This window comes from Epibacterium ulvae, assembly GCF_900102795.1.
Taxonomy (GTDB): domain Bacteria; phylum Pseudomonadota; class Alphaproteobacteria; order Rhodobacterales; family Rhodobacteraceae; genus Epibacterium; species Epibacterium ulvae.
On the sequence record NZ_FMWG01000002.1, the window covers coordinates 333,499 to 359,566 of the forward strand.

General features: G+C 54.2%; 21 protein-coding genes and 1 tRNA gene. 13 read left to right on the forward strand and 9 right to left on the reverse strand.

From position 1 onward, the window contains the following. The first annotated feature begins 45 nt into the window (after nt 1-45). Nucleotides 46-831: an inositol monophosphatase family protein gene (locus BLP79_RS04120; protein ID WP_090216614.1), complete on the forward strand. Its 786-nt coding sequence runs from the start codon at nt 46-48 to the stop codon at nt 829-831. Nucleotides 832-959: 128 nt separating this feature from the next. On the opposite strand, the gene putA is transcribed toward BLP79_RS04120, so the two are convergent. Continuing rightward, nucleotides 960-4,367: a bifunctional proline dehydrogenase/L-glutamate gamma-semialdehyde dehydrogenase PutA gene (gene putA / locus BLP79_RS04125; protein ID WP_090216616.1), complete on the reverse strand. Its 3,408-nt coding sequence runs from the start codon at nt 4,365-4,367 to the stop codon at nt 960-962. 117 nt (nt 4,368-4,484) lie between these two features. Here putA and BLP79_RS04130 point away from each other — a divergent pair, with 117 nt between their 5' ends. Next, complete coding sequence (locus tag BLP79_RS04130; protein ID WP_090216617.1) at nt 4,485-4,955, forward strand: Lrp/AsnC family transcriptional regulator; 471 nt, start codon at nt 4,485-4,487, stop codon at nt 4,953-4,955. A gap of 115 nt (nt 4,956-5,070) precedes the next feature. Next, nucleotides 5,071-5,156: transfer RNA gene (locus tag BLP79_RS04135), tRNA-Leu, on the forward strand. 12 nt (nt 5,157-5,168) lie between these two features. Here BLP79_RS04135 and BLP79_RS04140 read toward each other — a convergent pair. Continuing rightward, nucleotides 5,169-5,939 carry an alpha/beta fold hydrolase gene (locus tag BLP79_RS04140; protein WP_090216619.1) on the reverse strand — a complete coding sequence of 257 codons (771 nt, stop codon included), beginning with the start codon at nt 5,937-5,939 and terminating at the stop codon, nt 5,169-5,171. Nucleotides 5,940-6,030: 91 nt separating this feature from the next. Here BLP79_RS04140 and BLP79_RS04145 point away from each other — a divergent pair, with 91 nt between their 5' ends. Next, the gene (locus BLP79_RS04145; RefSeq protein WP_090216621.1) at nt 6,031-6,414 is read left to right on the forward strand and encodes a hypothetical protein; all 384 of its coding nucleotides are present in this window, start codon (nt 6,031-6,033) and stop codon (nt 6,412-6,414) included. A gap of 279 nt (nt 6,415-6,693) precedes the next feature. Here the strand turns inward: BLP79_RS04145 and glyA are convergent, their stop codons facing one another. Then, the gene (gene glyA, locus BLP79_RS04150; RefSeq protein WP_090216623.1) at nt 6,694-7,989 is read right to left on the reverse strand and encodes a serine hydroxymethyltransferase; all 1,296 of its coding nucleotides are present in this window, start codon (nt 7,987-7,989) and stop codon (nt 6,694-6,696) included. A gap of 184 nt (nt 7,990-8,173) precedes the next feature. Here glyA and BLP79_RS04155 point away from each other — a divergent pair, with 184 nt between their 5' ends. Continuing rightward, nucleotides 8,174-8,929 carry an NAD kinase gene (locus BLP79_RS04155; RefSeq protein WP_090216625.1) on the forward strand — a complete coding sequence of 252 codons (756 nt, stop codon included), beginning with the start codon at nt 8,174-8,176 and terminating at the stop codon, nt 8,927-8,929. Here BLP79_RS04155 and BLP79_RS04160 read toward each other — a convergent pair. Beyond that, nucleotides 8,926-10,845, reverse strand: coding sequence for a propionyl-CoA synthetase (locus tag BLP79_RS04160; RefSeq protein ID WP_090216627.1), 1,920 nt, complete (start codon nt 10,843-10,845; stop codon nt 8,926-8,928). The genes BLP79_RS04155 and BLP79_RS04160 overlap by 4 nt on opposite strands. A 271-nt stretch (nt 10,846-11,116) precedes the next feature. Between BLP79_RS04160 and BLP79_RS04165 the strand changes: the two genes are divergently transcribed. Further along, a complete protein-coding gene (locus BLP79_RS04165; protein ID WP_232716282.1) occupies nt 11,117-11,707 on the forward strand; it encodes a YceI family protein in 591 nt (196 codons plus the stop codon). Nucleotides 11,708-11,745: 38 nt separating this feature from the next. Here the strand turns inward: BLP79_RS04165 and BLP79_RS04170 are convergent, their stop codons facing one another. Beyond that, the gene (locus BLP79_RS04170) at nt 11,746-14,016 is read right to left on the reverse strand and encodes an NADP-dependent malic enzyme (protein WP_090216629.1); all 2,271 of its coding nucleotides are present in this window, start codon (nt 14,014-14,016) and stop codon (nt 11,746-11,748) included. Nucleotides 14,017-14,219: 203 nt separating this feature from the next. Between BLP79_RS04170 and BLP79_RS04175 the strand changes: the two genes are divergently transcribed. From BLP79_RS04175 to BLP79_RS04195, 5 genes are all read left to right on the forward strand, one after another. Next, entirely contained in the window at nt 14,220-14,612 is a 393-nt protein-coding gene (locus BLP79_RS04175; protein ID WP_090216630.1) for a cytidine deaminase, read from the forward strand. A 3-nt stretch (nt 14,613-14,615) separates the two neighbouring features. Next, complete coding sequence (locus BLP79_RS04180; protein ID WP_090216632.1) at nt 14,616-15,923, forward strand: thymidine phosphorylase; 1,308 nt, start codon at nt 14,616-14,618, stop codon at nt 15,921-15,923. Further along, a complete protein-coding gene (locus tag BLP79_RS04185) occupies nt 15,923-17,134 on the forward strand; it encodes a phosphopentomutase (RefSeq protein ID WP_090216634.1) in 1,212 nt (403 codons plus the stop codon). The genes BLP79_RS04180 and BLP79_RS04185 overlap by 1 nt, the downstream gene beginning before the upstream one ends. Nucleotides 17,135-17,208: 74 nt before the next feature. Continuing rightward, a complete protein-coding gene (gene upp / locus BLP79_RS04190; protein WP_090216636.1) occupies nt 17,209-17,841 on the forward strand; it encodes a uracil phosphoribosyltransferase in 633 nt (210 codons plus the stop codon). A gap of 138 nt (nt 17,842-17,979) precedes the next feature. Further along, on the forward strand, nt 17,980-19,356 hold the full coding sequence (locus tag BLP79_RS04195) for an SPOR domain-containing protein (protein WP_090216637.1): 1,377 nt from the start codon (nt 17,980-17,982) through the stop codon (nt 19,354-19,356). Between the two features lie 90 nt (nt 19,357-19,446). Here the strand turns inward: BLP79_RS04195 and BLP79_RS04200 are convergent, their stop codons facing one another. Continuing rightward, nucleotides 19,447-20,457, reverse strand: a complete 1,011-nt coding sequence (locus BLP79_RS04200) for a hypothetical protein (RefSeq protein WP_090216639.1) — start codon at nt 20,455-20,457, stop codon at nt 19,447-19,449. 188 nt (nt 20,458-20,645) lie between these two features. On the opposite strand from BLP79_RS04200, the gene BLP79_RS04205 reads away from it, so the two are divergent. Together BLP79_RS04205 and BLP79_RS04210 are read left to right on the forward strand one after the other, a co-directional pair. Further along, the gene (locus BLP79_RS04205) at nt 20,646-21,314 is read left to right on the forward strand and encodes a sulfotransferase family 2 domain-containing protein (protein WP_090216641.1); all 669 of its coding nucleotides are present in this window, start codon (nt 20,646-20,648) and stop codon (nt 21,312-21,314) included. A 47-nt stretch (nt 21,315-21,361) separates the two neighbouring features. Continuing rightward, entirely contained in the window at nt 21,362-22,051 is a 690-nt protein-coding gene (locus BLP79_RS04210; protein WP_090216643.1) for a Hint domain-containing protein, read from the forward strand. Between the two features lie 87 nt (nt 22,052-22,138). Here the strand turns inward: BLP79_RS04210 and BLP79_RS04215 are convergent, their stop codons facing one another. The 3 genes from BLP79_RS04215 to BLP79_RS04225 are packed head-to-tail and all read right to left on the reverse strand — an operon-like array spanning nt 22,139 to nt 26,056. Next, a complete protein-coding gene (locus tag BLP79_RS04215; protein ID WP_090216645.1) occupies nt 22,139-24,337 on the reverse strand; it encodes a 3-hydroxyacyl-CoA dehydrogenase NAD-binding domain-containing protein in 2,199 nt (732 codons plus the stop codon). A 19-nt stretch (nt 24,338-24,356) separates the two neighbouring features. Further along, a complete protein-coding gene (locus BLP79_RS04220) occupies nt 24,357-24,845 on the reverse strand; it encodes a cupin domain-containing protein (RefSeq protein ID WP_090216647.1) in 489 nt (162 codons plus the stop codon). Further along, nucleotides 24,845-26,056, reverse strand: coding sequence for an acetyl-CoA C-acetyltransferase (locus tag BLP79_RS04225; protein ID WP_090216648.1), 1,212 nt, complete (start codon nt 26,054-26,056; stop codon nt 24,845-24,847). The genes BLP79_RS04220 and BLP79_RS04225 overlap by 1 nt, the downstream gene beginning before the upstream one ends. Nucleotides 26,057-26,068: the final 12 nt, after the last annotated feature.

The window sequence follows — 26,068 nt, forward strand, 5'->3', positions numbered from 1 at the left end:
GCTTGACCGACATCTCCTCCCTACCGATACAGGATTCCAATACTCATGATTGGCAGTGCAAACCTCAATGTGATGATCAAAGCGGCCCGTGCGGCAGGCCGCTCTTTGGTAAAGGACTTCCGCGAGGTTGAAAACCTTCAGGTCTCGATGAAAGGGGCAGGGGATTTTGTATCAAGGGCGGATATCGCTGCTGAAAAAATTCTCAAAGAGGAATTGCGCGGTGCGCGTCCGACGTATGGTTGGCTTGCGGAAGAAGGCGGCGAGGAAGCCGGTGAAGACCCAACCCGGCGCTGGATCGTTGATCCTTTGGATGGGACCACCAATTTTTTGCACGGTTTGCCGCATTGGGCGGTTTCGATAGCGCTTGAACACAAGGGCAAAATCGTTGCGGGTGTGGTCTATGACGCGGCCAAGGATGAGATGTATTTTGCAGAAAAAGGCGCTGGTGCTTGGATGAATGATACCCGTATCCGGGTTTCTGGGCGCAATCGTATGATTGAATCTATCTTTGCAACCGGTCTTCCTTTTGGCGGGCGTTCTGATCTGCCTGAAACCATTCAGGATCTTGCGCAGATTATGCCAGCCTGTGCTGGTGTGCGCCGTTGGGGTTCTGCTGCGTTGGATATGGCTTATGTGGCCGCTGGCCGCTATGAAGGCTACTGGGAGCGCCGCCTGAATGCTTGGGATATTGCAGCCGGTATCATCATCATCAAAGAGGCTGGTGGCTTTGTTCAGGCGATGGACCCCGAAGACAAAGTAATCGATTCCGGCACCGTGCTGTGTGGCAATGAAGTGATCTTTGACAACTTTGCAAAAGTCATTCGCCGCTAACTTTGACGCATCATGAAATTCAAAAAAACCCGCTCCTGTCGCGAAACAGGAGCGGGTTTTTTTATTGTGATCTTGTCACAGGATACTGAGAAAGTACCCTGTGACAGCGTTGGTCGGAGGGGAGGGCGCTAACCCTGTCCTCCTAATAGCGATGCGTTGCCGCCTGCAGCGGTGGTGTCGACGCAGACGTGGTGTTCAGCCATCACGCGTGCGCGGTCTGGCAATCCGGGGATCAACGGCAATATCGCGCCGTCGCGGGCGGCTAGATGTTGCTCGATCTCACGTGCGGTTTGTTCATCGCCCCACCAAAGGACACCTGCGATGGCATCCAGCGTGCGCAGCTGATCAAGATCCAGATTGTCGGCCATTTGTATGGCGAGACCGCCATGGGAATGCACGGCCTTGGCCTGTTCTGCAGCTGCTTTTTTGCCGGGTCCCATGCAAAGCAAGGGCAAGCGCGGCGCGGTGGTGAGGCGGTTTGACTCTCCAGTTGGTCCGGGCAAGGTCTGTGTTGTCGGTTGTGCGGCGGTGCCCGTAGGGGCCGGGACAACACGGGTGCTATTGTTAAAGGTCTCAGCTGATGTTTGCCGGTCGGGGGCACAGTAACGGCTGAGGTAAAGCGGCCCGCCAGCTTTGGGGCCGGTGCCGGAAAGGCCTTCACCCCCAAAAGGTTGACTGCCGACAATCGCGCCGATCTGGTTGCGGTTTACATAGATATTGCCCGCTTTGATGCGATCGCAGACGTGTTGGACGCGATCATCAATTCGGGTGTGAAGACCGAAGGTCAACCCATAGCCTGTGCCATTGATGGCCTCTATCACCTTGTCCAGATCCCGTGCTTTGAAACGGGCAACATGCAGGACCGGGCCAAAGATTTCTTCTTTTAACGCATCGATCCCGGACACTTCGATGAGGGTTGGGGCGACGAAGGTACCGCCTTGTGGCGGATGCAGTTCATGCATCACCCGACCTTCGCTGCGCGCCGTGCTGATATGGGCAAGGATCCCGGATTGTGCGCGGCTGTCGATAACTGGGCCGCTGTCGGTAGACAGGTTCCAAGGGTCGCCCAAGTGCAGGCAATCCATTGCACCTTTCAACATGTCAAGCACGGTGTCAGCGATGTCTTCCTGCAGGTACAGGCAGCGCAATGCTGAGCAGCGCTGCCCTGCGGATTGGAACGCGCTTTCGATAATGGCCTGCACGGCTTGCTCGGGCAGGGCGGTGGAATCCACGATCATTGCATTCAAACCACCGGTTTCGGCGATCAAAGGCGCACCCGGGCGCAGACCCTTTGCCATTTCGGTGCGGATATGCAGCGCTGTGGCTGTAGAACCGGTGAAAGCCACACCAGATACGCGCGGATCTCCGGTGAGAAGGGGACCAATTTCACGACCGCGGCCGGGGGTAAGCTGCAGCGCTGTGCGCGGCACGCCTGCTTCATGCAAAAGCTGCACTGCACGATGTGCAATAAGCGTGGTCGATTCCGCTGGTTTTGCGAGAACACCATTGCCAACAGCCAGCGCTGCCGCAATTTGACCGGTGAAAATCGCAAGCGGGAAATTCCAGGGCGAGATACAGGTAAAGATACCGGCAGGGTCTGCAGCGGGAATATTGGCCGCATAATAGCGCAGAAAATCGACGGCTTCGCGCAGTTCGGCAACGGCATCCATCAATGTTTTGCCAGCTTCACGATGCAAAAGTGCAAAGAGTTCCCCATAGTGCGCTTCGTAAAGATCAGCGGCCCGGTTCAAAATCTCTGCGCGTTCCTGTGCTGGCGCGGACCAGCGTGCGGCATCATTCAGTGCTTGTTCGACATCTTCCAAACGACATTCAGAGCTTTCTCCAACAAGTGCATGGTCGCTGGGGTTCATGACGTTCTGCGGGGCCGATCCGGTGGTATCGCTGGCCAGCAGAGGCCGCGCGACCCAATTATGGGCGCGCCACGGGGTTCGCGCGCTATCAATCGCGGTCAGAGTGGGGGCATGTGCCAGATCAAACCCTTTAGAATTGGGTCGCTCTGCTCCGTATAGTTCGGGTCCGGTTGGGATTTGACGTTTCAGGTCGCCGATTTGGTCAAACGGATCGGTGGCGACACGTTCGGGTGCGACGCTTTCATCAACGATCTGGTTCACGAACGAGGAGTTTGCGCCATTTTCCAGCAATCGCCGCACCAGATAGGCGAGCAGATCGCGGTGTGCGCCGACGGGGGCGTAGATCCGGCAGTTGGTTTTGTTTTGCTCCAGAACCAATTGGTGCAGGGTCTCCCCCATGCCGTGCAGGCGTTGGAATTCAAAAGCTTGGCCTTCTTGTGCCATATGCACGATTGCACTGACGGTATGTGCGTTGTGGGTGGCAAATTGCGGATAGATCCGATCGGTCATATTCAGCAGTTTGCGTGCATTGGCGATGTATGACACATCGGTCAACGCTTTGTTGGTGTAAACCGGAAACCCATCGATGCCTTCGACCTGCGCCAGTTTGACTTCGGTGTCCCAATAAGCCCCTTTGACAAGGCGGATCATAAACTTGCGATCGTAGCGGTCCGCCATTTCATAGAGCGCATCCAGTGCGACACCTGTACGTGGCCCATAGGCCTGTACCACGATGCCAAAACCATCCCATCCAGCCAGAGCTGGATCTGAGACAACGGCCTCGATCACTTCAAGTGACAAGGACAGGCGGTTGGCCTCTTCGGCATCGACATTCAGGCCCATTTTGGCAGCTTTAGCCAATAGAGCGAGCGCTTTTAGACGCGGCACCAACTCTTCCATGACAAGGGTTTCCTGCGCCAGTTCATAGCGAGGATGCAGCGCGGAAAGTTTGACCGAAATACCGGGGTTCTTGCGAATGTCATCTGATGTGCAAGCGTTTGCAATTGCCGAGATCGCTTTTGAATAAGACAGATGATAACGGGCTGCATCTGCTTCGGTTCGTGCGGCTTCCCCCAGCATATCGTAGGAGTAGGTATACCCCTTGTCTTCCATTCCGCGTGCCCGCGTCATTGCCGATTCGATGGTTTCACCCAAGACAAATTGGCGGCCCATTTCTTTCATGGCGCGCCCAACAGCCGTTCTGATCACGGGCTCGCCGAGGCGTTTGATGGCAGAGCGCAAGGCGCCAACTGGGCTGCGCCCTTCATCAAGCACTTTTCCTGTGAGCATCAAAGCCCAGGTTGACGCATTCACAAGAGAGGAAGAGGAATGACCAAGGTGTTTTCCCCAATCGGAAGGGGCAATTTTGTCTTCGATCAGCGCATCAATTGTTTCCGCATCGGGGACCCGCAAAAGGGCCTCGGCCAGACACATGAGGGCAACACCTTCATCTGTCGATAATCCATATTCCGCCAGAAACACTTCCATCAGGCCAGGGGCGCTGTGGCCACGTATATCACGCACCAATCCAGCTGCTTGGCCGCAGATCGCTTTGCGATCCTCAGCCGAGAGTGCGGCGGTCGCAATCAGCTCGTCTCGCTTTTGTTCCGGATCTGCATAGGTTTGCAGATCAATGCGGTCACGTAATCTGGGTAACACAGTCATATCAAAGCCTCCTCAATAGTCTTTGAGGGTAGTATGGCGCTTTTTTCATGGGTTTTTCGCCTGAATTATTGTTAATATAAATCAATCGTACCTAAGTTTTGGAGATTTTTGGTGCAAATGAACTATCCTGCACTTGATGGGTTTGATCGTAAGATTTTGGCTGTTCTGGGAGAAGATGGCCGTATTTCGATTGCCGATCTGGCACGTAAAATCGGATTGACCAAAACGCCGACACAAGCGCGCCTGAAGCGGTTGGAGGCGGAAGGTATTATAACAGGATATCGTGCGATGGTTGATCCAATCCGGCTTGGCCTGGATCACGTGGCCTTTGTCGAAGTGAAACTGGATGACACGCGCGAAGCTGCCTTGCGCAAATTCAATGCGGCGATTGCCCGTATTCCTGAGATCGAGCAGGCCCATATGATGGCCTCACATTTTGATTATCTGCTGAAGGTGCGCACACAGTCGATGTCGGCCTATCGCGCTGTTCTGGGAGAGAAGATCTCTTCGCTCCCGCATGTCGCCTCCACCTCGACCTATGTGGCGATGCAGGCGGTGAAAGAAGATGCAGCGCTTGCCGCTCTTTAGGGGTGGTTTTGAAATTAATACGGGGTGAGGTGCAAAATGATATTGTACCTCCCGACGGGTATGGGTATCTCCAATCTCAGCAAATGTATCATTTGATGTGTTTGCGACGCTCGGTGCGGGCGTGATGGAATGGTAGACATACCAGACTTAAAATCTGAGGGGCGTATGCCCGTGCGGGTTCGAGTCCCGCCGCCCGTACCAAATTTGCATAATTTAATCGAAGTTGGCGTTGAAAAACGCACGAGCCGCCGCTTCAAACTCGCGTGGTTTTTCCGCATGCAACCAATGTCCGGCACCCGGTATTTTTGCAAAGCGTGCGGCAGGGAATAGGGATTTAATCTGCGGGCGATATTCGGCTTTGACGTAATCAGACTGAGCCCCTGAAAGAAAAAGCGCGGGCTTTGTCCAATTTTCCGTAAGCCCTTCTGGAAAAGAAAGGATCAAAGACATTTGATCGGCAAGCACGTCCAGATTCAATCGCCATCGTTTGTTTGGGATATCCAGAGACTGGGTGAAAAAGCTTTGCAATGCTGGATCAACGCCGGCTGCGGCCAATTGCGTTTCAGCGTCTGACCGGCGTGAGAGAGCCATCAGATCAACTTTGCGCATTGCTTCGATGAATTGGATTTGGCTGTGCGTGTAAGAAACGGGCGCAATGTCAGCGACCAGCAATCTACCAACGTGCTCAGGGTGAAGTAGCGCCAGCATCATGGCCGCTTTTCCTCCCATTGAATGGCCGATCACATCCACAGGGCCATTGAGCGTTTCAATCACATCTGCAAGGTCTGCGGCAAGTTCGGGATAGCTGTGGCTGTCTTTCCAAGGGCTGTGGCCATGGTTGCGAAGGTCTACTGCGATCACCTGGCGTTCGTCTGACAGCCGCTTTGCAATTACGCCCCAGTTGCGCGCAGAGCCATAAAGGCCGTGGACAATGATAAGTGGAGGGCGGTCGGTTTCAGCACCGTGGGTAATCATATTCAGCATAAAGATTAGATAACGATGGAAGACGTGCGGCGCCAGCCCCATTGAGAAGACACTAATAACGATTTAAAAGTTGGCGTAGATGAGAAGACCTATGGAGCGTGTAATCCGCATGTCAGAAGCATTGATTGAAGAAATCGAAGAGATGCATGTGTTGTTACGACAGCAAGATGGTGTTCGTGGAGATCTGCCGCGCGCCCTTGCCGCCTCACGTCGTCGTCTGCCCCGTGATATCTATCAAAAAGGGCTGTTGGTCGCGCAGGCGCTGCCTTTGTTGAAACATCCCAAATTGCGGATGTTGCAAGACGAGGAGATGTTGCGGGCGGCAGTGCAAGATGTCTCGCGCCATCTTTCTGAGATCAACGTGAGCGAACGGCGTAAAGGTTTGGTGTTGGATGTGCTTGGAGCGACCGTCTTTGCTCTGCTTGTCGTGGTCTGTGCGATGTTCTTCGTCTTACGCTGGCGCGGTTTTCTATAGGACTACGGATTTCTCTTGTATCGATGCAGGGGGGCCGCCTCAGGTTGAACCTGTCAGAGGTAGGCGCACATGCGTTGGGGCAAACGTTGGGTAATTGCGCAGCGCGGATTGTTCTGCGGTGCAGCCCTGTGGCTCAGATTTGAGCCACAGGGCTAGGCCCAAGGCCTGGAGCCTGCGCATGTAATGCGCCGAGAGGGGGCGGGAGCCCTCTGTGAAAAAGCCACCGCAGATGAGATCTGCGGTGGCTCCGTTTTCAGGCCAAATCAGCTGTGCCGGTTTTTAGTGGTCTGGGTAAAGAGGGAAACGTGCACAAAGTGCTGCAACCTTAGTGCGTACAGCGGCTTCCACATCTCCGTTATCATCCGCGCCATTTGCCGCCAGACCATCGACCACTTCGACGATCATCTGTGCGATTTCGCGGAACTCGTCTTCTCCAAAGCCGCGCGTGGTGCCCGCTGGAGTGCCAAGGCGAATGCCTGAAGTTACGGTTGGTTTTTCTGGATCAAAGGGAATGCCGTTTTTATTGGTGGTGATATGGGCACGTCCCAGTGCTTTGTCGACGATATTGCCTGTGACACCTTTGGGGCGCAGATCGACCAGCATCACATGGGTGTCTGTCCCACCTGTTACGATGTCCAGCCCGCCCTTCATCAATTCATCTGCCAGTGCGACTGCGTTGGCGCGAACTTGTTTCTGGTAGGTTTTGAATTCGGGGCGCAGGGCTTCACCAAATGCGGCAGCTTTGCCTGCGATCACATGCATCAGGGGTCCGCCCTGAATGCCGGGGAAGATTGCAGAATTAACCTTTTTCGCGATTGCTTCATCGTTGGTAAGGATCATCCCACCGCGTGGGCCGCGCAGGGTTTTGTGCGTGGTTGTGGTTGCTACATGCGCATGGGGGAAGGGGGAGGGGTGCTCTCCTGCCGCAACCAGACCCGCAAAATGCGCCATGTCGACATGCAGATATGCACCAACCTTATCGGCGATCTCACGAAAACGCGCGAAATCGATTTGGCGCGGGATGGCTGAGCCACCTGCAATGATCATTTTTGGTTGATGTTCAACGGCCAGTGCTTCGACCTCGTCATAGTCGATCAGGCAATCCTGTTGGCGTACGCCATATTGAACGGCGTTGAACCATTTGCCGGATTGGTTGGGGGCAGCACCATGGGTCAGGTGGCCGCCGGAGGCCAGATTCATGCCCAGAATTGTGTCACCGGGCTGTAGCAAGGCTTGAAACACACCTTGGTTTGCTTGAGAGCCGGAATTTGGCTGCACATTTGCAAAGCCGCAATCAAACAGTTGCTTGGCACGGTCAATGGCGAGGTTCTCTGCTACATCGACATGCTGGCAACCGCCATAATAGCGACGGCCGGGGTAGCCTTCGGCGTATTTGTTGGTCAGCACAGAGCCCTGTGCTTCCATAACTGCTGCAGAAACGATGTTTTCCGAAGCGATCAGTTCGATTTCGTCGCGTTGACGTGTCAGCTCATCGGTGATCGAGCCATAAAGCTCAGGATCGCGCTCGGCCAAGGATTGGGTAAAGAAACCGGGGTCACGTGTTGTAGTGCTCATCTGGGCTCCGTCAGGCTTGAGGGTGGTTAGATAATTTCCTATCGGAAACTCCACATATTCCCACAGATGTAAAGCGACAATTCATAGGATATCTGCGGCATCTGCATCCAAAGGCTGGTCATCTGCGAAAAGCTGTGCTTGTTTTGGAACGAAATGCGCAACACCGGAAACAGAGGGTACGTTGTTGAAAATTGCCTTTTTGGCCAGCCGCGCGCCTGTCGCGCAAACTGCGCGGGCCGCATTGATCGGACGGTATGGCGATGCACGGCCAGAAGATGCGGATGTTGTTGTCGCCCTTGGCGGTGATGGATTTATGCTGCATTCTTTGCACGAACTCGTCGATTTAGACATCCCGGTTTATGGAATGAATCGGGGCACAATCGGTTTTTTGATGAATGATTATGGCGAAAGTGAATTGATTGAACGGCTTGAAGCAGCCGAGCAAGAGGTCATTCACCCGTTGTCTATGCATGCGCAATGCCGCGACGGGCAGAGCTATCATGCGCTGGCGATCAATGAAATTTCGCTTTTGCGCTCAGGGCCTCAGGCTGCAAAATTGCGCATTAAGGTTGATGATCGGCAACGCTTAGAGGAATTGGTGTGCGATGGTGCATTGGTTGCAACGCCTGCAGGATCGACGGCCTATAACTATTCTGCTCATGGTCCCATTTTGCCGATTGGGGCAGATGTTCTGGCCTTGACGCCGATTGCGGCTTTTCGCCCCCGGCGCTGGCGTGGCGCTTTGCTGCCAAGCGACGCAAGGGTGCGATTTGAAGTACAGGATCCAGAAAAGCGACCAGTTATGGCACATGCTGATTCTGACTCATTTGCTGATATCGATTGGGTCGAAATCCAGATCGAGCGTAAAATCAGTCATAAGATTCTGTTTGATCCCGGACATGGTTTGGAAGAGCGACTGATCTCAGAGCAGTTTGCCTAAAGAACCTTGTCTGATTGCGCCTTACGAATCTGTGCAAGGCCTATGCTGTGCAGGGCGCTCTCAATTTCATCCAGGATTGCCGGATCATCAATTGTTGCAGGTGATTTGTAAGGAACGCAATCTGCGATCTTGACCATTGTACCTCGCAATACTTTTCCCGACCTTGTTTTGGGCAGCCGGTTGACCACGAGCGCCTCTTTAAAGGCTGCAACAGGGCCTATCTTTTCGCGCACCCGCTGTACGACTTCAGCTACAATAACATCATTGGGGCGGGTGCATCCGGCCTTTAGGCAGAGAAATCCAAGAGGCCTTTGTCCTTTCAGACTGTCAGAGATGCCAATGACCGCACATTCCGCCACATCTGGGTGGTCCAGTAAAACCTCTTCCATTGCGCCGGTTGACAGGCGATGGCCTGCAACATTGATCACATCATCGGTGCGTGACATGATGTAAAGATACCCATCTTCGTCTATCATACCCGCGTCACCCGTTGCATAGTAGCCGGGATAGGTGCTCAGATAACTTGTCTGAAAACGTTCATCGGCCTGCCACAAGCCGGGTAAACTGCCGGGCGGGAGCGGCAGTTTGATCGCAATCACGCCCAGCTCGTTTTCGGCAACAGGTGTGCCTGCTTCGTTCAGAATTTCAACCTGATAGCCGGGCATGGGAACCGTAGGTGAGCCAAGTTTTGTTGGCAACTCTTCAAGGCCAAGCGGGTTTGCAGCAATGGCCCAACCGGTTTCTGTTTGCCACCAATGGTCTACAACAGGAACGTTTAACTTGGATTGCGCCCATGTGATGGTGTCGGGATCTGCGCGCTCTCCAGCAAGGAAGATTTGTTTTAGACAGCTCAGATTATAGCGGGAGACGCAAGCGCCTTCAGGATCTTCCCGTTTTATGGCGCGCAATGCGGTGGGGGCCGTGAAAAAACTGGTGACATTATGTTCACTGATCACCCGCCAAAATGCACCTGCATCGGGCGTGCCAACAGGTTTTCCCTCATAGATTACCGTGGTGTTGCCATGGATCAGGGGGCCGTAACAAATATAGGAATGCCCAACCACCCAACCCACATCAGAGGCGGCCCAGAAGACATCCCCGGGCGCAACATTGTAGATATGTTTCATGGACCAGTTCAGAGCCACAAGCTGGCCTCCAGTGTGTCGCAAGACCCCTTTGGGCTGTCCCGTTGTGCCGGATGTGTAAAGGATATAGGAAGGGTGATCGCCTTCAACAGGCAGGCAATCTGCGGGTTCTACCTGCTCTTGAAAGGCCAGCCAATCCAGATCCCGCCCTTCCGTGAGCGTGGCGGACTGTTCTGGACGCTGCAGGATGGCACAAAAGTCTGGCTGATGTTCTGCCTGTTCAAGTGCGGCGTTCAGCAGGGGCATATAAGCAATGATACGCCCTGGCTCGATACCACAGGAGGCGGCCAAAATGGCTTTGGGGCGCGCGTCCTCAATACGAACAGCAAGTTCTGGTGCGGCAAAGCCGCCAAAGACCACAGAATGTATGGCACCGATGCGCCCGCAGGCCAGCATTGCTTCGATCGTTTCTGGCACCATGGGCATATAGATTAACACCCGATCCCCCTTTTCGATGCCTTGGGCCCGCAACGCACCGGCCAATTGCGCGACGCGCGTTTGCAGTTCGGCGTAAGTTATCTTGCGTTTGTCACCTGTGACGGGACTGTCGTAGATCAGCGCGTTTTGGCCTCCGCGACCGGCGGCAACATGACGATCGACGGCATTCCAGCAGGTGTTCGTCAGCCCATTCGCAAACCAGCTTGCTCCCCCGCTCTCAAGCATTGTGAGCGCCTCAGTCGGAGTGCGTGTCCAGTCTATGTCACGGGCAGCTTCCATCCAAAATGTTTCGGGGTTGTCCTGCCAGCGGGCGTAGGTGTCGCGATATCCCATTTGAATTTGTCCTCCACATCTTACTGGCTAAGCGACAACAGCCTGTATCGACAGGGAGGACGTGGAAAAACAGATAATCTTGTAAAATAGTTTTCACAAATGGCGTGCCATTTTCACATGTATTTTACACGGCGCGATGAGAATTCGCCGGTATCCGTCTCGGTTCACGCTACCTTTTTAAAGAGCGAATAATTGACCGTGCTCACGTGTTGTCAAAGCAGATCGCAACCATCGTCAAAGGTGGAATGTTATTGATGAGAGAGGGATCACAATGATCATCCAACGATTTTATCTTACGTTTCTCGCACCGGCGCTTTTGTGGTTTGTTTCGATGACGCTAGCAGTGCAGGCGGCCCCCTTGAGTTACACATTGGATGACGCAAAGAGCGAGGTGGGGTTCACCTATTCCCTTGGCGGGAGCGCAACCGGAGGCATGATGCCTGTTGAAACCGCGCAGTTGCAAATCGATGTACGTGATATTCGTAACAGTGATATAGATGTGACCCTTAATGCGCGCCGGGCCAAAGCTGGCTTGTTTGTGGCAACAGAAGCCATGCGGGGGCCGCAAGTGTTGCATGCAAAACAGTTCCCGACCATCCGTTTTCAAACCCGTAAGATCACCGGAGACTTGCAGAATGCACAGGTTGCAGGAGATTTGACCATTCGCAATGTGACGCGGCCAGTGACACTTCAGGCACGCCTGTTTCGCAAACGTGAGGCAGACCTTGGTGATCTGTCTGAACTTGAGGTTTTGCTAACGGGGGATATTGATCGACGCGAATTTGGTGCATCAGGATTTCCTGATCTGGTTGGTCCGGTGATTTCGCTTCGTATCCGGGCGCGGATGACGCGATCTGAATAAGCCAGCCTCGCATTGGAGGCTGGCACAGGTTTGATATCTTAACCGTAGGTCTTGACCGGTGTTCCTGCGATTGCGGCCATATTTAGCAAGCCACGTGCGGTGACAGAAGGCGTTGTGATATGCACGCGATTGCCCATACCCATCAGGATTGGGCCGACCGCCAGAGCATTGCCTTTGGTTTTCAAAATATTGCGTACGCCAGAGGCGGCGTCGGCATGACCAAAAACCAGAACGTTGGCCGCGCCATTCAAACGGTTTCCGGGCAACAAGCGCTCGCGCAGATCTGCATCCAGCGCGGCATCAATGTTCATTTCACCCTCGTATTCGAAATCGGTGTCCAAAGTGTCTAAAATCGCGATGGCTTCGCGTAGGCGTTGACCAGACCCGTAGCTCTGATTGCCAAATTGCGATTGGGAGCAAAACGCAACACGTGGCTCAACTCCAAAACGCCGGGCATGACGTGCCGCTCCAAGGGCTGCTTTGGCAAGCTGTTCCGGCGTAGGTTGGGACCAGACGTGTGTATCTGTCAAAAACAGTGGACCATCTTCGAGGATCATCAACGATAGTGCGCCATCCGGGCTGTAGGTGTCATTCCCCAGAACCTGTTGAACATAATTCAAGTGCCATCTGTATTCTCCAAAGGTGCCACAGATCATACTGTCTGCGTCTCCGCGGTGCACCATGACGGCGCCAATGGCTGTTGTATTTGTCCGCATGATCGCGCGGGCCAAATCTGGCGCGACGCCTTTACGGGCCATCAGGGCATGATAGCTTTGCCAATAGTCCCGGTAACGGCTGTCGCTTTCAGGGTTCACCAGTTCAAAATCACGCTCGGGACGAATGGCAAGACCTAGGCGTTCGCAGCGTGTGTTGATCACATCTGGGCGCCCAATCAGGATGGGTTTTTCGGTGGTCTCTTCCAAAATCGCCTGCGCGGCACGCAGCACGCGTTCATCTTCGCCTTCCGTAAAGACGATGCGGCGCGAGGCCGTGGCGGCGGCCTGAAAGACCGGGCGCATCAGCATTGAAGATTTGAACACGCCAGCATTCAGTTGATCGCGATATGCGTCCAAATCAGTCGGCCGGGTTGCAACACCTGTTTCCATGGCAGCTTTTGCAACAGCGCGCGCGACGGTTTCAGACAGGCGCGGATCAAAAGGTTTGGGGATCAGATATTCCCGCCCAAAGGTCAATTGTTCTCCCTGATAAGCAGCGGCTGCTTCGGCAGAGGTCGTGGCACGAGCCAGCTCTGCAATACCTTCCACGCAGGCGACCTTCATTGCATCGTTAATTTCGGTCGCACCTACGTCCAAAGCCCCCCGGAATATAAAGGGAAAGCACAAGACATTGTTGACTTGATTTGGGAAATCGCTGCGGCCTGTGGCCATGATTACATCCGGCTTCACAGCGCGGGCTTCATCAGGCATGATTTCGGGCGTGGGATTGGCAAGGGCAAAGACAATTGGATTGTCTGCCATTTTTGCAACCATTTCAGGTTTCAGAACGCCGGGACCAGATAGGCCTAGGAACAGGTCAGCGCCTTCGATTACGTCATCCAAAGTGCGCAGGTCACTCTTTTGGGCATAGTCCGCTTTTTGTGGTGTCATATCTGCGGTGCGGCCTTCATAAACCAGCCCTTCAATGTCGCAGAGCCAGACATTTTCGCGCTTTACACCCAGCTGCAACAGCATGTTCAGACACGCGATGCCCGCGGCACCTCCACCCGTCGAGACAATTTTTATGTCTTCAAATTTCTTCCCGGCCACATGCAGGGCATTGGTTGCGGCCGCGCCAACGACAATTGCGGTGCCGTGCTGATCATCATGGAACACAGGAATATTCATGCGTTCACGGCACAGTTTTTCGACGATAAAACAATCTGGTGCTTTAATGTCTTCGAGATTGATCGCCCCAAAGGTAGGTTCCAGCGCACAGACAATATCAGCTAATTTCTCTGGGTCGCTTTCATTTACTTCAATATCAAAGCAATCAATACCTGCGAACTTTTTAAACAGGACGGCTTTGCCTTCCATAACAGGTTTTGACGCCAGTGCGCCGATATTGCCCAAGCCCAGCACTGCAGATCCATTAGAAACCACAGCGACGAGATTGCCCCGAGCGGTATAGCGAGAAGCTGTGGTGGGGTCTTTGCTGATCTCGATACAGGCCTCTGCCACACCAGGAGAATAGGCCAGTGCCAGATCTCGACCGGTTGCCATGGGTTTGGTTGCGCGGATCTCCAGCTTTCCCGGTTTTGGGAATTCGTGATACTTCAGCGCGTCCTCGCGCAGGGATTTGGTGTCAGACATCCAGCTCTCCAGAGGGGTCAGGGATTTTAGTTTAGTGTTAAACAAAAATGGTTCTCAGGGGAACCGAGAATAAATATCTGTTGATGTCTTGAGAGGTCAGAGCCGAAATTCTTAAGCGCTGAAACGCAAACGGGGCTTTTGTTTTCGCAAGAGATCGCGATATGTTTTACCTCTGACCAATTGATCAAAAATGGATCCATGACATGTGCTTGAAAGATGCTGCAACGGCTGTGCGTGAAAATGCGCACGCCCCGTATTCCAAATTTAAGGTTGGGGCGGCGGTCCGCTCTGCGTCTGGTGTGGTTTATGCGGGCTGCAATGTTGAAAATGCATCCTTTCCAGAAGGCACCTGTGCGGAAGCCGGCGCAATCGCGGCCATGGTCGCTGCAGGTGAAACAGAATTGACTGAGGTCTACGTCATTGCTGATTGCCCTGAACCGATCCCGCCCTGTGGCGGATGCCGCCAGCGATTAAAAGAATTCGGTGCAAGTGATGTTCCTGTCACAATGGCGACGATTGCAGGAAAAGAGCGGTCTTCTACAATTGGGGAATTGTTACCGGGCAGCTTTGACGCTGATTTTTTTGAGCAGGGTTAAGGTATGGACGCACGCGCCATTATTGCTGGGTTGCGTCAGGGGGAACAGCCTGATGCGGAGCAGTTGAACTGGTTTGCACAGGGGCTGGCAGATGGTCGTGTCAGTGATGCACAAGCCGGTGCATTTGCGATGGCGGTTTGCCTACAAGGGTTGAAGACTGACGCACGTAGCTTGCTGACACGTGCGATGCGGGACACAGGTGATGTGCTCACTTGGGGTGAGTTAGACGGCCCTGTGCTGGACAAACATTCAACCGGCGGTGTCGGGGATTGTGTTTCTTTGCTTCTTGCACCTGCCTTAGCGGAATGCGGGGCTTATGTGCCGATGATTTCTGGCCGTGGGCTTGGCCACACTGGCGGCACATTGGACAAACTGGAGGCCATTCCGGGGGTGTCCACACAAGTTGACGAAGCACGCTTGAGGCGCATTTTGCAGGATGTTGGCTGTGCTATCGTCGGTGCGACCTCACAGATTGCACCCGCCGACAAGCGGCTTTATGCGATCCGAGATGTGACGGGAACTGTCGAAAGCATTGATCTGATCACGGCTTCTATTTTGTCCAAGAAACTGGCGGCGAGCCCAGATGTTCTTGTGCTGGATGTCAAGGTTGGCTCGGGTGCGTTTATGAAATCCCTTTCAGATGCGCGTGCTCTTGCAAAATCATTGGCAGACACGGCGAATGCAGCTGGATGCAAAACATCTGCTTTCATTTCTGATATGTCGCAGCCTCTTGCTGCGTCCTTAGGCAATGCGTTGGAAGTGCGCGAAGTGATGCAGGCGCTTACATCAGGCCAAGACAACCGCCTGGTTGAGATCACATGTGCGCTTGGCGGCGCGCTGCTCGCAGATGGGGGGCTTGCAGAAAATTCAAATGCGGGTGCCGCTCAAATTGCGGCTGCCATTCGTGATGGACGGGCAGCGGAGCGGTTTGCACGTATGATCGCGGCTTTGGGTGGCCCTGCTGATTTTTTGCAGCGATGGGAAGGCATCTTGCCGGTCGCACCGGTGCAACAAGCTGTTTTCGCAGGTGAAACCGGGTATATCGCTTCGATTGATGGGGAGGCGCTTGGCCTTGCTGTGGTCAGCCTTGGCGGTGGACGACAGGTTGAAGAGGATCACATTGATCCAAGTGTTGGCCTATCTGGCCTTTTACCCCTTGGCGCTGTTGTTACACCAGAAGTGCCGCTTGCGGTGGTGCATGCTGCAGATACTGTGTCGGCAGAGGCTGCGGCACTGGCGGTTCGTCGCGCGTTGACGATCGGTGCGCAGCCACCGGTGCTCGCTCCTTTGGTACATGAAAGGATTGCCTGATGGCACGTGCGTTTCTGGTGGTGATGGATTCCGTTGGAATTGGGGGGGCGCGTGATGCGGCGTCTTATTTCAATGGGGACCTGCCAGATATCGGAGCCAATACTCTGGCCCATATCGCGCAGGCCTGTGCCGCGGGACAGGCCGAAGACGGGCGCAGTGGGCCGCTTTATCTGCCACATATGGAGCGTTTAGGCCTTGGCGCTGCGATGCGGCTGGCATCATCGGTTCCATTTCCAGGGTTTGTCGCCGAACCCGTCGGCCTGTGGGGCGCTGCAAACGAGGTCAGTCCGGGCAAGGACACGCCGACAGGGCATTGGGAACTGGCGGGCTTGCCAGTTCCTTGGCAGTGGCATTTTTTCCCAGAGACCGTGCCAGCATTCACAGCTGATCTTGTTGAATACGTAGCGACAATGGCTGGGGGGGATGGGATTCTTGGCAATTGTCATGCTTCGGGCACGGCCATTATTGCCAAACACGGTGCAGAGCATATGCGAACCGGAAAGCCAATTTGTTATACGTCTGCAGACAGTGTGTTTCAGATTGCGGCACATGAAGAAACCTTTGGCCTGGATCGCCTGTTAGCGCTCTGTGCGGCGGTTGCGCCGCGCTTGCATGACATGAAGGTCGGACGTGTTATTGCGCGGCCCTTTATTGGCAATGCCAACGCTGGTTTTACCCGCACCTCCAATCGTCGCGACTATGCGATCAAACCCCCGGCGCCAATCCTGACAAATTGGGTGCAGGACGCTGGGCAAAGGGTGCATGCTATTGGCAAAATTGGTGATATTTTCACTATGGAAGGCATCGATACTCTCGCCAAAGGACCAGATGCACAGTTGATGAAACACCTGCGTGAAAAGGTCGAAACGGCAGAAGATGGCAGCCTGACCTTTGCCAATTTTGTTGAATTTGACAGCCTTTATGGGCATCGCCGTGATGTGTCTGGCTATGCCCGCGCGCTAGAATGGTTTGATGTTGAGATCGGTAAGATCCTTACTGCGTTAAAGCCAGATGATGTGATGATTTTGACGGCAGACCATGGAAATGATCCAACTTGGCCGGGCACAGATCACACACGCGAACGCGTGCCTGTGCTGATTGCAGGTGCAGGTCAGGGGGGGATCGGGCAGGTGGCGTTTGCTGATGTTGCAGCCAGTATTGCGCAACATTTAGGCGTCAAAAATCAAGGTAGGGGGCGTAGTTTTCTTTGACCTGTTGATCAAATCCGGTTTGCCTCCTAAAGGAAGATTAATTTTCAGATATCCCGACAGACATGAGGCCCTTCATGAGCGACCATCTTACCGTAGTTGATCATCCGCTGGTTCAGCATAAATTGACCCTGATGCGGGACAAGGGGACGTCGACCTCTGAGTTTCGCCGACTTTTGCGTGAAATCACCCAGCTTCTGGCCTATGAAATCACCCGCGAGATGGAGCTGACAAGCACAACAATCGACACTCCGATGGAAGAGATGGAAGCGCCAATCCTTGCCGGGAAGAAACTGGCTCTTGTTTCGATCTTGCGTGCGGGCAACGGAATGCTGGACGGTGTGTTGGAACTGATCCCGTCCGCACGGGTTGGTTTTGTGGGACTTTATCGGGATGAAGAAACGCTCAAGCCGGTACAATATTACTTTAAGGCCCCTGAAGCGATGGAAGACCGTCTGGTGATCGCGGTTGATCCAATGCTTGCCACCGGAAACTCCTCTGCGGCGGCAATTGATCTGCTGAAAGAAGCTGGGGCGACAAATATTCGTTTTCTCTGTTTGTTGGCAGCGCCCGAAGGAGTGGCCAAGATGAAAGAAGCGCATCCTGATGTGCCGATTGTCACCGCCTCTTTGGATCGGCAGTTGAATGAAAAGGGCTATATCCTCCCCGGGCTTGGCGATGCCGGGGATCGGATGTTTGGTACCAAGTAACAAGGGGTTGGTTTCACCTTCAGATTTTAGGGCACATCCGCAACGGTTTGCCCTACTTTTGCCACAAATTACCTAGCGTTCCCTTTACTCATAACCACTATTAATGCATTCTTTGCCCATATTTTGTGGGGCACAGGCATGAAAATAACTAGAATTATTGCGCTTGGCATCGTTGCAGGAACTCTTGGGTGGACAGAAGGCACTGCTCAATCTCTGAGAAATTCGGGACCGCCGGCAGAAATTCCACCAAGCTCATATACAGGGCGCCAGTATGTAGACAGCCGTGGCTGTGTCTACATTCGTGCGGGAATAGATGGTGCGGTGAACTGGGTGCCGCGTGTTGCACGCAGTCGGCAACAGCTTTGCGGGTTTGAACCAACACAGATTTCAAGAGCGCAACGCGCCGCGGCGCCCAGTACGTCCAGCCAACCAGAGTTGATCACGCTTCCAGAGGCAGATCGTCCCGGTGGGCAGGCTGTTGCGGTTCAGTCACCGGCCCCAGCACAGCCAACACGCCGTGCAACAACTCCTGCGGTGCCGCGTCAGTCTGCACCAGTGGTGCGTCGTCCAGCTGCAACGGCTGTGCCGCAAAAACCACGCAGAACCGCGCCGGCACCTGTGGTGCGTCAGGCACGCCAGCCTCAGCGCAGGGTGCAGCAGCCAGCGCCGCAAGCCCAACGCCGTGTTCTTCAACCCGCACCGATTGCGCCACGGCCAAGCGCAGCTGCGCCCGCAGCTGGAACCTGCCCCGGTGCATCAGCAATCAGCCAGCAGTATATCAACAAAACCGGCGTGCGCTGTGGTCCACAGGCACAATCGCCCGTCAGCTATGGTGATGGATCTGGCATTGGACCGCAGTCTTCGCTGACACCAAATACCCGCGTTTTGCCAACGCATGTCTATCAACAACGGCGGCAGGCCGCTGATGTGACAGTGCCTGCAGGTTACAGAACTGTATGGCAAGATGATCGTTTGAATCCACGACGTGCTGAAGGCGCGTTTCAGCCAAGCCGCGCAATCGCTGGTCATAGCGCGGCCTATCAGAGCGCTTTTCAGGGACAAGATCGCTTTAATCCCCAGCGGGGGCGTGGTGGCGCAAATGGCGATTCCGCGATGGCGCGAGTTTGGAAGAGCACCGTTCCCCGCACACTGATACCTGCACCTGTTGACAAGCAGATCGTGCGCCGAGTCGTGCCACGAGGTGTGTTTGAGGCAACCCCTGAACCGCTCACTGCCACAAACAGTTTTCATATATCGACACGGTCCGCTTCAGAGGCCGTCAAAAGCACGCCCCGGTATATCCGGGCTGCGACCTTTGCGGACGCGCAGGCTGCGAGTGCCGCATTGCAGCGTGTACGCGGGGCAGGCCTGCCAGCGCGATTGGGGCGTGTGACACGGAATGGGCAGTCCTACAAAGTTGTGCTTGCAGGTCCGTTTCAAAGCAAGGATCGCGCGCAAGACGCGTTGAACCGTGTTCGGGGTGCAGGGTTTTCAGGCGCAAGAATGAGCAACTAAGCCGGTCTTACGCCGAATATTTCATCTATTAATAAGGTCGGCTGCGAGAGCACCGGCCTTATCTTATTGAGATATATATGCTTGTGTGGACTAACCGCAGATGTTTTGGAGCGCGACCCATTGTTGATCCGTGAGGACCGGCTGCGTCTCTTGATGGGTCATTGGGTCAAATTCGATCAGGCCAAGCGTGGTCTCGCCAGTTTTGTCAATTGCATAGGCATAGGGAGACGAGGCGATATTTGTTTCGACAAAGGCAGCCAATAGGCGGTCTTCGTCTACTGTTGGGCGGCGTTGCGCGACTTTGGCTTCGGCATAGGCGTCTAGCGTTGCCTCATTCAATGTGCCAGTTGTCAAAAGCTGTACAGACGCTTTCAGCCCACTTGCTTTTAGCAGGGCGTAAAGCGGGTCTTGTGCCTCAGCCCTGATCCGTTCCGCCAATATCGCGCCAGCGGCCACATCCGGATCTTCATGATCTTCGATGAAGCTGCGATTGAGCAGGATCAGACCGCCTGGCAGCGCAAGGCTTGTCGTGACGCCTTCCCGAACAATCAAAAGCTGCTCAACGCCAGTGCGTTGTGCGATCCTGGCGAGAAGGGGGGCAGATCCGCTGGCGCGACAGGTCTGTCCGCTTAACCGTTCTATACGTTTTAAAAGCGATTGCCCGATGGCCTTTCTGTTGACCTCTGGCACCACGCGCGTGGCGTGGGATTGCAACGCATTGGGCCCCCAAATTACCAATCCTGCAAGTGTTGCTGCAAGTGTCCCCCAGATGCCAAGGCTGCGAAGCCGCCCGGGGCGGGGGCGGGCACGATCCAGTGCGCCGCGTAGCTTGTCGATTGCTTCCAGCATGGTGGTTTCATTTGCGGCCAATTCAAGTGTTTCATCTTGATCGCCATCTGGGTAAAATACAGCAGGAACCGCGCCGGGGTTTTTTCGCACAATGGCCGCGAGTGACCAATGTGCCAAAGGACGATCCTGCAGATCCGTAATCGTCAGGGTCGCTTCCCCTAAGGAAACGATCACATCGCGGCGTTGCGCGTTTGCTCCATTGCGCCACAGGCCTGCAGCCTCAAGACGTTGGAATTCTTTTAGTGCGGTCATATGTGACGCCTGCTCAACCACATCGTTCTTTTTTGTAGAGTAGCGCTATTCAACCACCGCGGTAAACCTATTTGCGTCTTTGTACTTGAGTAGAAATGTTAAAAATAAGCCTGTCTGTCTAAACCGATGGCCACAACCTGCATTATTCCAGACTTTTGTTCATAGTCGGAAGAGCTTAGTCTGTGGTCATGATCCTGTCTACTGGCCGCTCTTATCTGTTTATCCATATTCCCAAAACCGGTGGGACAGCGATGTCTCTGGCTTTAGAGGCGCGGGCTATGGCGGATGACCTAATGCTGGGGGATACGCCAAAGGCGAAAAAGCGCCGCAGACGCTTACAGGATCGTAAAACTGCAGGACGTCTTTGGAAACATTCCGCTCTGACGGACCTTGAAGGTTTGCTACCACAAGACGTGATGCGGAGTTTGTTTACATTTACTATGGTGCGCAACCCGTGGGACCGAGCGCTAAGCTATTACAGTTGGCTGCGATCACAGCGATTTGATCATCCTGCTGTCGTCTTGGCGCAGGGATACAGCTTTGAAGATTTTATCTGTCACCCTCAAACAATGCAGAGCTTTCGACGCTCCCCGGCGCGCTCTTATGTTTTGAATACGGATGGTGAAGAGAGATGTAACTTGTTCATAAGGCTGGAGCATTTCAAAGAAGATGCGCAGCCTCTGTTCACGCATCTTGGATTTTCGTTTGATCTGCAAAAAGCCAATGAAAGTCAGCGTGAGCGGGACTGGCGTCTGTCTTACAGCGATAAATCTGCTGAAATAGTGGCCCAGTGCTGCGCAGAGGATATTGAGCGATTTGAATACTCTTTTAACGATTTCGACTTACCAAAGACCTAACAGACGGCATTCGGGCCGACGTGGTTTTAGTCTAGGAAGGACGACGCATGTTAGAGTGGCTGATTAAAGGAAATGCGCGCGGTGGGTTTAATTCACTGGGTGGCGCGTTGAATGCAGTTGCGACTGGACAGGGCGGTTTGGTGGCCGGAACACGTGTTGCCTCCAACTTGGGGTGGCGTTCAGTGGAAGCTCTGGAAGTGGGCGACGAGGTTTTGACGTTTGACAACGGCATGCAGCCCATTATCGAGATGCATCGCGAAACTTTTATCTGGGATGGTGGGGCTTTGTTGACCCAGCAGGTGCCAGTCTACGTGCCTGCGGATGCTTTGCACAATCGCGCGCCTGTCTGGATGATGCCGGATCAAGGGGTTCTGATTGAAAGCGATCTGATTGAAACGCTTTTTAATGATCCATTTGCAATTGTGCCTGCAAGCGCACTGGTGGGGTATCGCGGGATTGACCGGGTCAAGCCAGGTCATCGAATGGAAGTTATCTTACCACTCTTTGCTGAAGATCAGGCAATTTATCTTGAAGCGGGGACTCTCGGCTTTAGTCCGGCCAAACGGAATTTGCTGACCTATGGTCTTTCTGCACAGGATAGTTTGTATCGTGTTCTCTCGGTTGAAGATGCCCGGACTGTGGTGAAGGATCTCATCAGCAAGGATGAGATCACGGCTGCTGCATTGCTGTCGACTGGTGCCCAAACCAGCCCCTATACGCCAACAGAATTACGCTAAAACAGAAGCGGGTGTCATCAAAACGCCCGCAATGGCAAGACCCGAGCAGTCAGGTCAACGGGCAGGGATTACCCTGCCCGTAAGTTATTATGCGGCGGCCTGTTCTGGGGCAAAGCGCTTGTAAAATTGCTCTTGGTTCTCGGCCATTTCTTTTAATAGATCGGGGCACGTAAACCGAGGGCCAAATTCAGTGGCCAAGGCCTCTGCGCGTTCTGCAGCATAAGGCGCTCCCAGCATATCGAGCCAGCTGAGCGGGCCACCGGACCATGGCGCAAAGCCCCAGGCCAATATGGCGCCAACATCGCCTTCCCGAATATCGGTCAATACGCCTTCTTGCAAGGCGCGGACCGCTTCCAGGGCCTGCGCGAACATCAGCCTTTCCTGAACGTGTGCCAAAGCGGGTTGTTCCACTGCGAGAGGATATTTTTCCGCAAGGTCTGGCCAGTACTGGGTTCGCTTCCCGGTTGCATCATATTCAAAGAAACCTGCAGACGCTTTGCGCCCTAGACGTCCCTCTGCTTCCATCCAGAACAGCAGATCATCGGCAGGGCTGTCATCATAGGCATCACCCAGCGCCGCTTTGGTCGCGCGTGCGATTTTTGCGCCCAGCTCGATCGAGGTTTCATCAGCCAATTGGATCGGCCCCACAGGAAAACCCAATTGGCGTGCCGCATTGTCGATAAGCACCGGCGAAACGCCTTCGGTAACCATGCGCAGGGCTTCATTCATATAAGGAATGATGCAGCGGTTTGCGTAGAAGAAGCGTGCATCATTGACCACTATCGGTGTTTTACGGATCTGGCGCACAAAGTCCAAAGCCTTGGCGACAGCGCGATCACCTGTTTCTTTGCCGCGAATGATTTCGACCAGTAACATTTTTTCAACCGGTGAGAAGAAGTGAATGCCAATAAACTGATCGGGTCGTGTTGACGCTTTGGCAAGCTCTGAAATTGGCAAAGTTGAGGTATTTGAAGCAAAAATACAGGTCTCAGGAATGATCGCTTCAACCTTTTGGGTGATTTCAGCTTTGACCTTCGGGTCTTCAAACACCGCTTCGATGATAAGGTCGCAGTCTTTCAGCGTGTTCAGATCGGTGGTTGCGGTGATACGCTCTAGCAGCGCCTCTTTTTTTTCTGGGGTCGCTTTGCCGCGCTTGATACCTTTGTCCATGTAGGTGGAGCTATAGGCTTTTCCACGCTCTGCGGCCTCTTGCACTTGGTCGATCAAGACCACTTCCATACCGGCCTGAGCAGAGACAAGCGCAATGCCCGCTCCCATCATACCCGCGCCAAGGACGCCGATTTTTTGTACAGTCTGATCTGGGACATCAGCAGGGCGCACGGCCCCTTTTTCCAAGGCTTGTTTGTTCAAAAACAAGGATCGGATCATTGCCGAAGAAGACGGATTCATCAACACCTGCGTAAACCAGCGGGCCTCGATCTTCAGTGCAGTGTCGAAATCAACCATCGCCCCTTCATAGATCGCTGAGAGCAGCGCTTTGGCAGCGGGAAAAGCCCCTTGGGTCTTGCCATTGATCATGGCAGATGCGCCTACATAGGTCATGTATCCGGCGGGGTGGTAGGGCGCACCACCGGGAAATTTGAACCCTTTCTGATCCCAGGGTTTCACAATATCAGCTGGTTTGGCTGCCAGAACCCATGCGCGGGCGGCTTCCAATGGATCTTCGCTGATCGCATCAACCAGCTGTGCTGATTTTGCTTTTTGGGGTGACAGCATCTTGCCTTCCAACAGCACCGGTGCGGCTGCCATGGCGCCAACCATACGTGAATAGCGCGTGGTGCCACCGCCACCCGGAAAAATCCCGATCAAGATTTCGGGCAGGCCGATTTTTGCTTTCGGATCGTCCGAGATTACGCGGTGATGACAGGCCAGTGCGATTTCAGTGCCAATGCCTGCGCAAATCCCGGTCAACGCACAGGCGATAGGTTTGCCACCCTTGTTGGTTTTAGGCTTCATCCCAGCGCGTTCGAGTTTGCGCAGGATCCGGTGCCCGTTCATGGTGAAATCAAACAGGCCTTGTGCCGGGGCCTCTCCGCTTTCCTCGCGGATATTGGCAAGAACGTTCAGATCCATGCCTCCAGCAAAGTCTTTTTTGCCGCTGGTAATCACCAGACCTTTTACAGCGTCGTCTGCCAATGCCTGATCGACCATGCTTTCGACTTCAAGAAATGCCTCGCGGGTGAGAACGTTCATGCTTTTTCCGGCCGCGTCCCATGTCAGGATTGCGACGCCGTCATCATCAACCGTATAGTGAAAGTCGCTCATATCGTGCTCCTGTATTTGGTTACGGGGTATTTATGCCAGTAAGATCGGCGGGCAGGGGGCTGCCGTCTTTTTTGGTGAACGAGAAGGTTTGGCCTTCGATCTCAACTTTCATATCAAGGTCGCTGTAATAGGCGGTCTCTTGCTCTGTGTGGGTGCCAATTACCAGAAAACTCGCGTTTTTATCGCTTTTGTTCACGATGTGGTGGCCATTTGTATCGCTCGCAGGAAAACTTGCACACTCTCCCACCGACAATTGTGTTTCGCCATGATCATCGATCAATGTGCATTGGCCTGCAGTGACCATCACAAATTCATCCTGCTGCATATGGTAATGCCGCAGGGAAGACATTGCGCCTGGCGCAAGATGCACGAGGTTCGCGCCAAACTGGGTTAAGCCGCTGCTCGCACCGATACGCTGCGTGCTGCGCCCCTGCATTGTTTCTGACAGTTTGCCGGGATAGCCCGACCCTGACTTTGCAGGAATTTGGGTAAGATCGACTTTTGGCATCAGACGCGCTCAATAATGGTCGCAGCGCCCATGCCGGATGCGATGCAAAGTGTTGCAAGACCACATTCTTTGTCCTGACGCTCCAGCTCATCCAGAAGCGTGCCGATAATGATTGCCCCCGTTGCGCCCAAGGGGTGTCCCATTGCGATCGAACCACCGTTTACATTGACCAGATCCGGGTCGACATCAAAGGCCTGTTGGAACCGCAAAACCACGCTTGCAAAAGCTTCGTTGACCTCAAACAGATCAATGTCTCCTATTGTCATGCCATTGTCTTGCAGGATCTTTTGTGTGGCAGGGACGGGGCCAGTCAGCATGATCGTGGGATCTGTTCCGATCTTGGCCGTTGCTTTGATGCGCGCGCGCGGGCGCAGGCCGTGGGCCTCGCCAAAGGCTTTGTTGCCGATCAAAACGGCGGCTGCACCATCTACGATGCCAGAGGAGTTCCCCGCGTGATGGATGTGATGGATTTTCTCTAGATGGGGGTATTTCAGCAGCGCGACCTTATCAAAGCCGGGCATCTGTTCCCCCATCATCTGAAACGCTGGGTTCAGCGCACCAAGGGCCTGCATGTCCGTGCCCGGGCGCATATATTCATCACGATCCAGAATGGTAAGGCCGTTTTGATCCGTGACGGGGATAACGGATTTCGCAAATCTGCCTTCTTCCCAGGCTTGTGCCGCGCGCCGTTGGCTCTCTACGGCGAGGGCGTCGGCCTGATCCCGGTTAAACCCATATTCGGTCGCGATAATGTCTGCAGAAATGCCTTGTGGGACAAAATAGGTTTCCATCGCCACCGAAGGATCAACCGCAATTGCAGCACCATCTGATCCCATCGGGACACGCCCCATCATCTCAACACCGCCGGCGATATAAGCCTGACCTGCACCGCCTTTAACTTGGTTGGCGGCGATGTTGACCGCTTCCATGCCGGAGGCACAGAAACGGTTGATAGAGAGGCCCGGAATGCTTTCATCCAATTCAGAGGCCAGCACGGCAGAGCGCGCCAGGCAGCCGCCTTGTTCTTTGACTTGTGTCACATTTCCCCAGATCACATCCTCAATGGGGGCTCCGTCCAGCCCGTTGCGATCTTTCATTGCATTGAGCGTGAGGGCGGACAGGCGCAGGGCGGTTACCTCATGAAGGGATCCGTCTTTACGGCCTTTTCCGCGGGGGGTACGCAGGGCGTCGTAGATATAGGCGTCTTGCATGGCGCTCTCCTG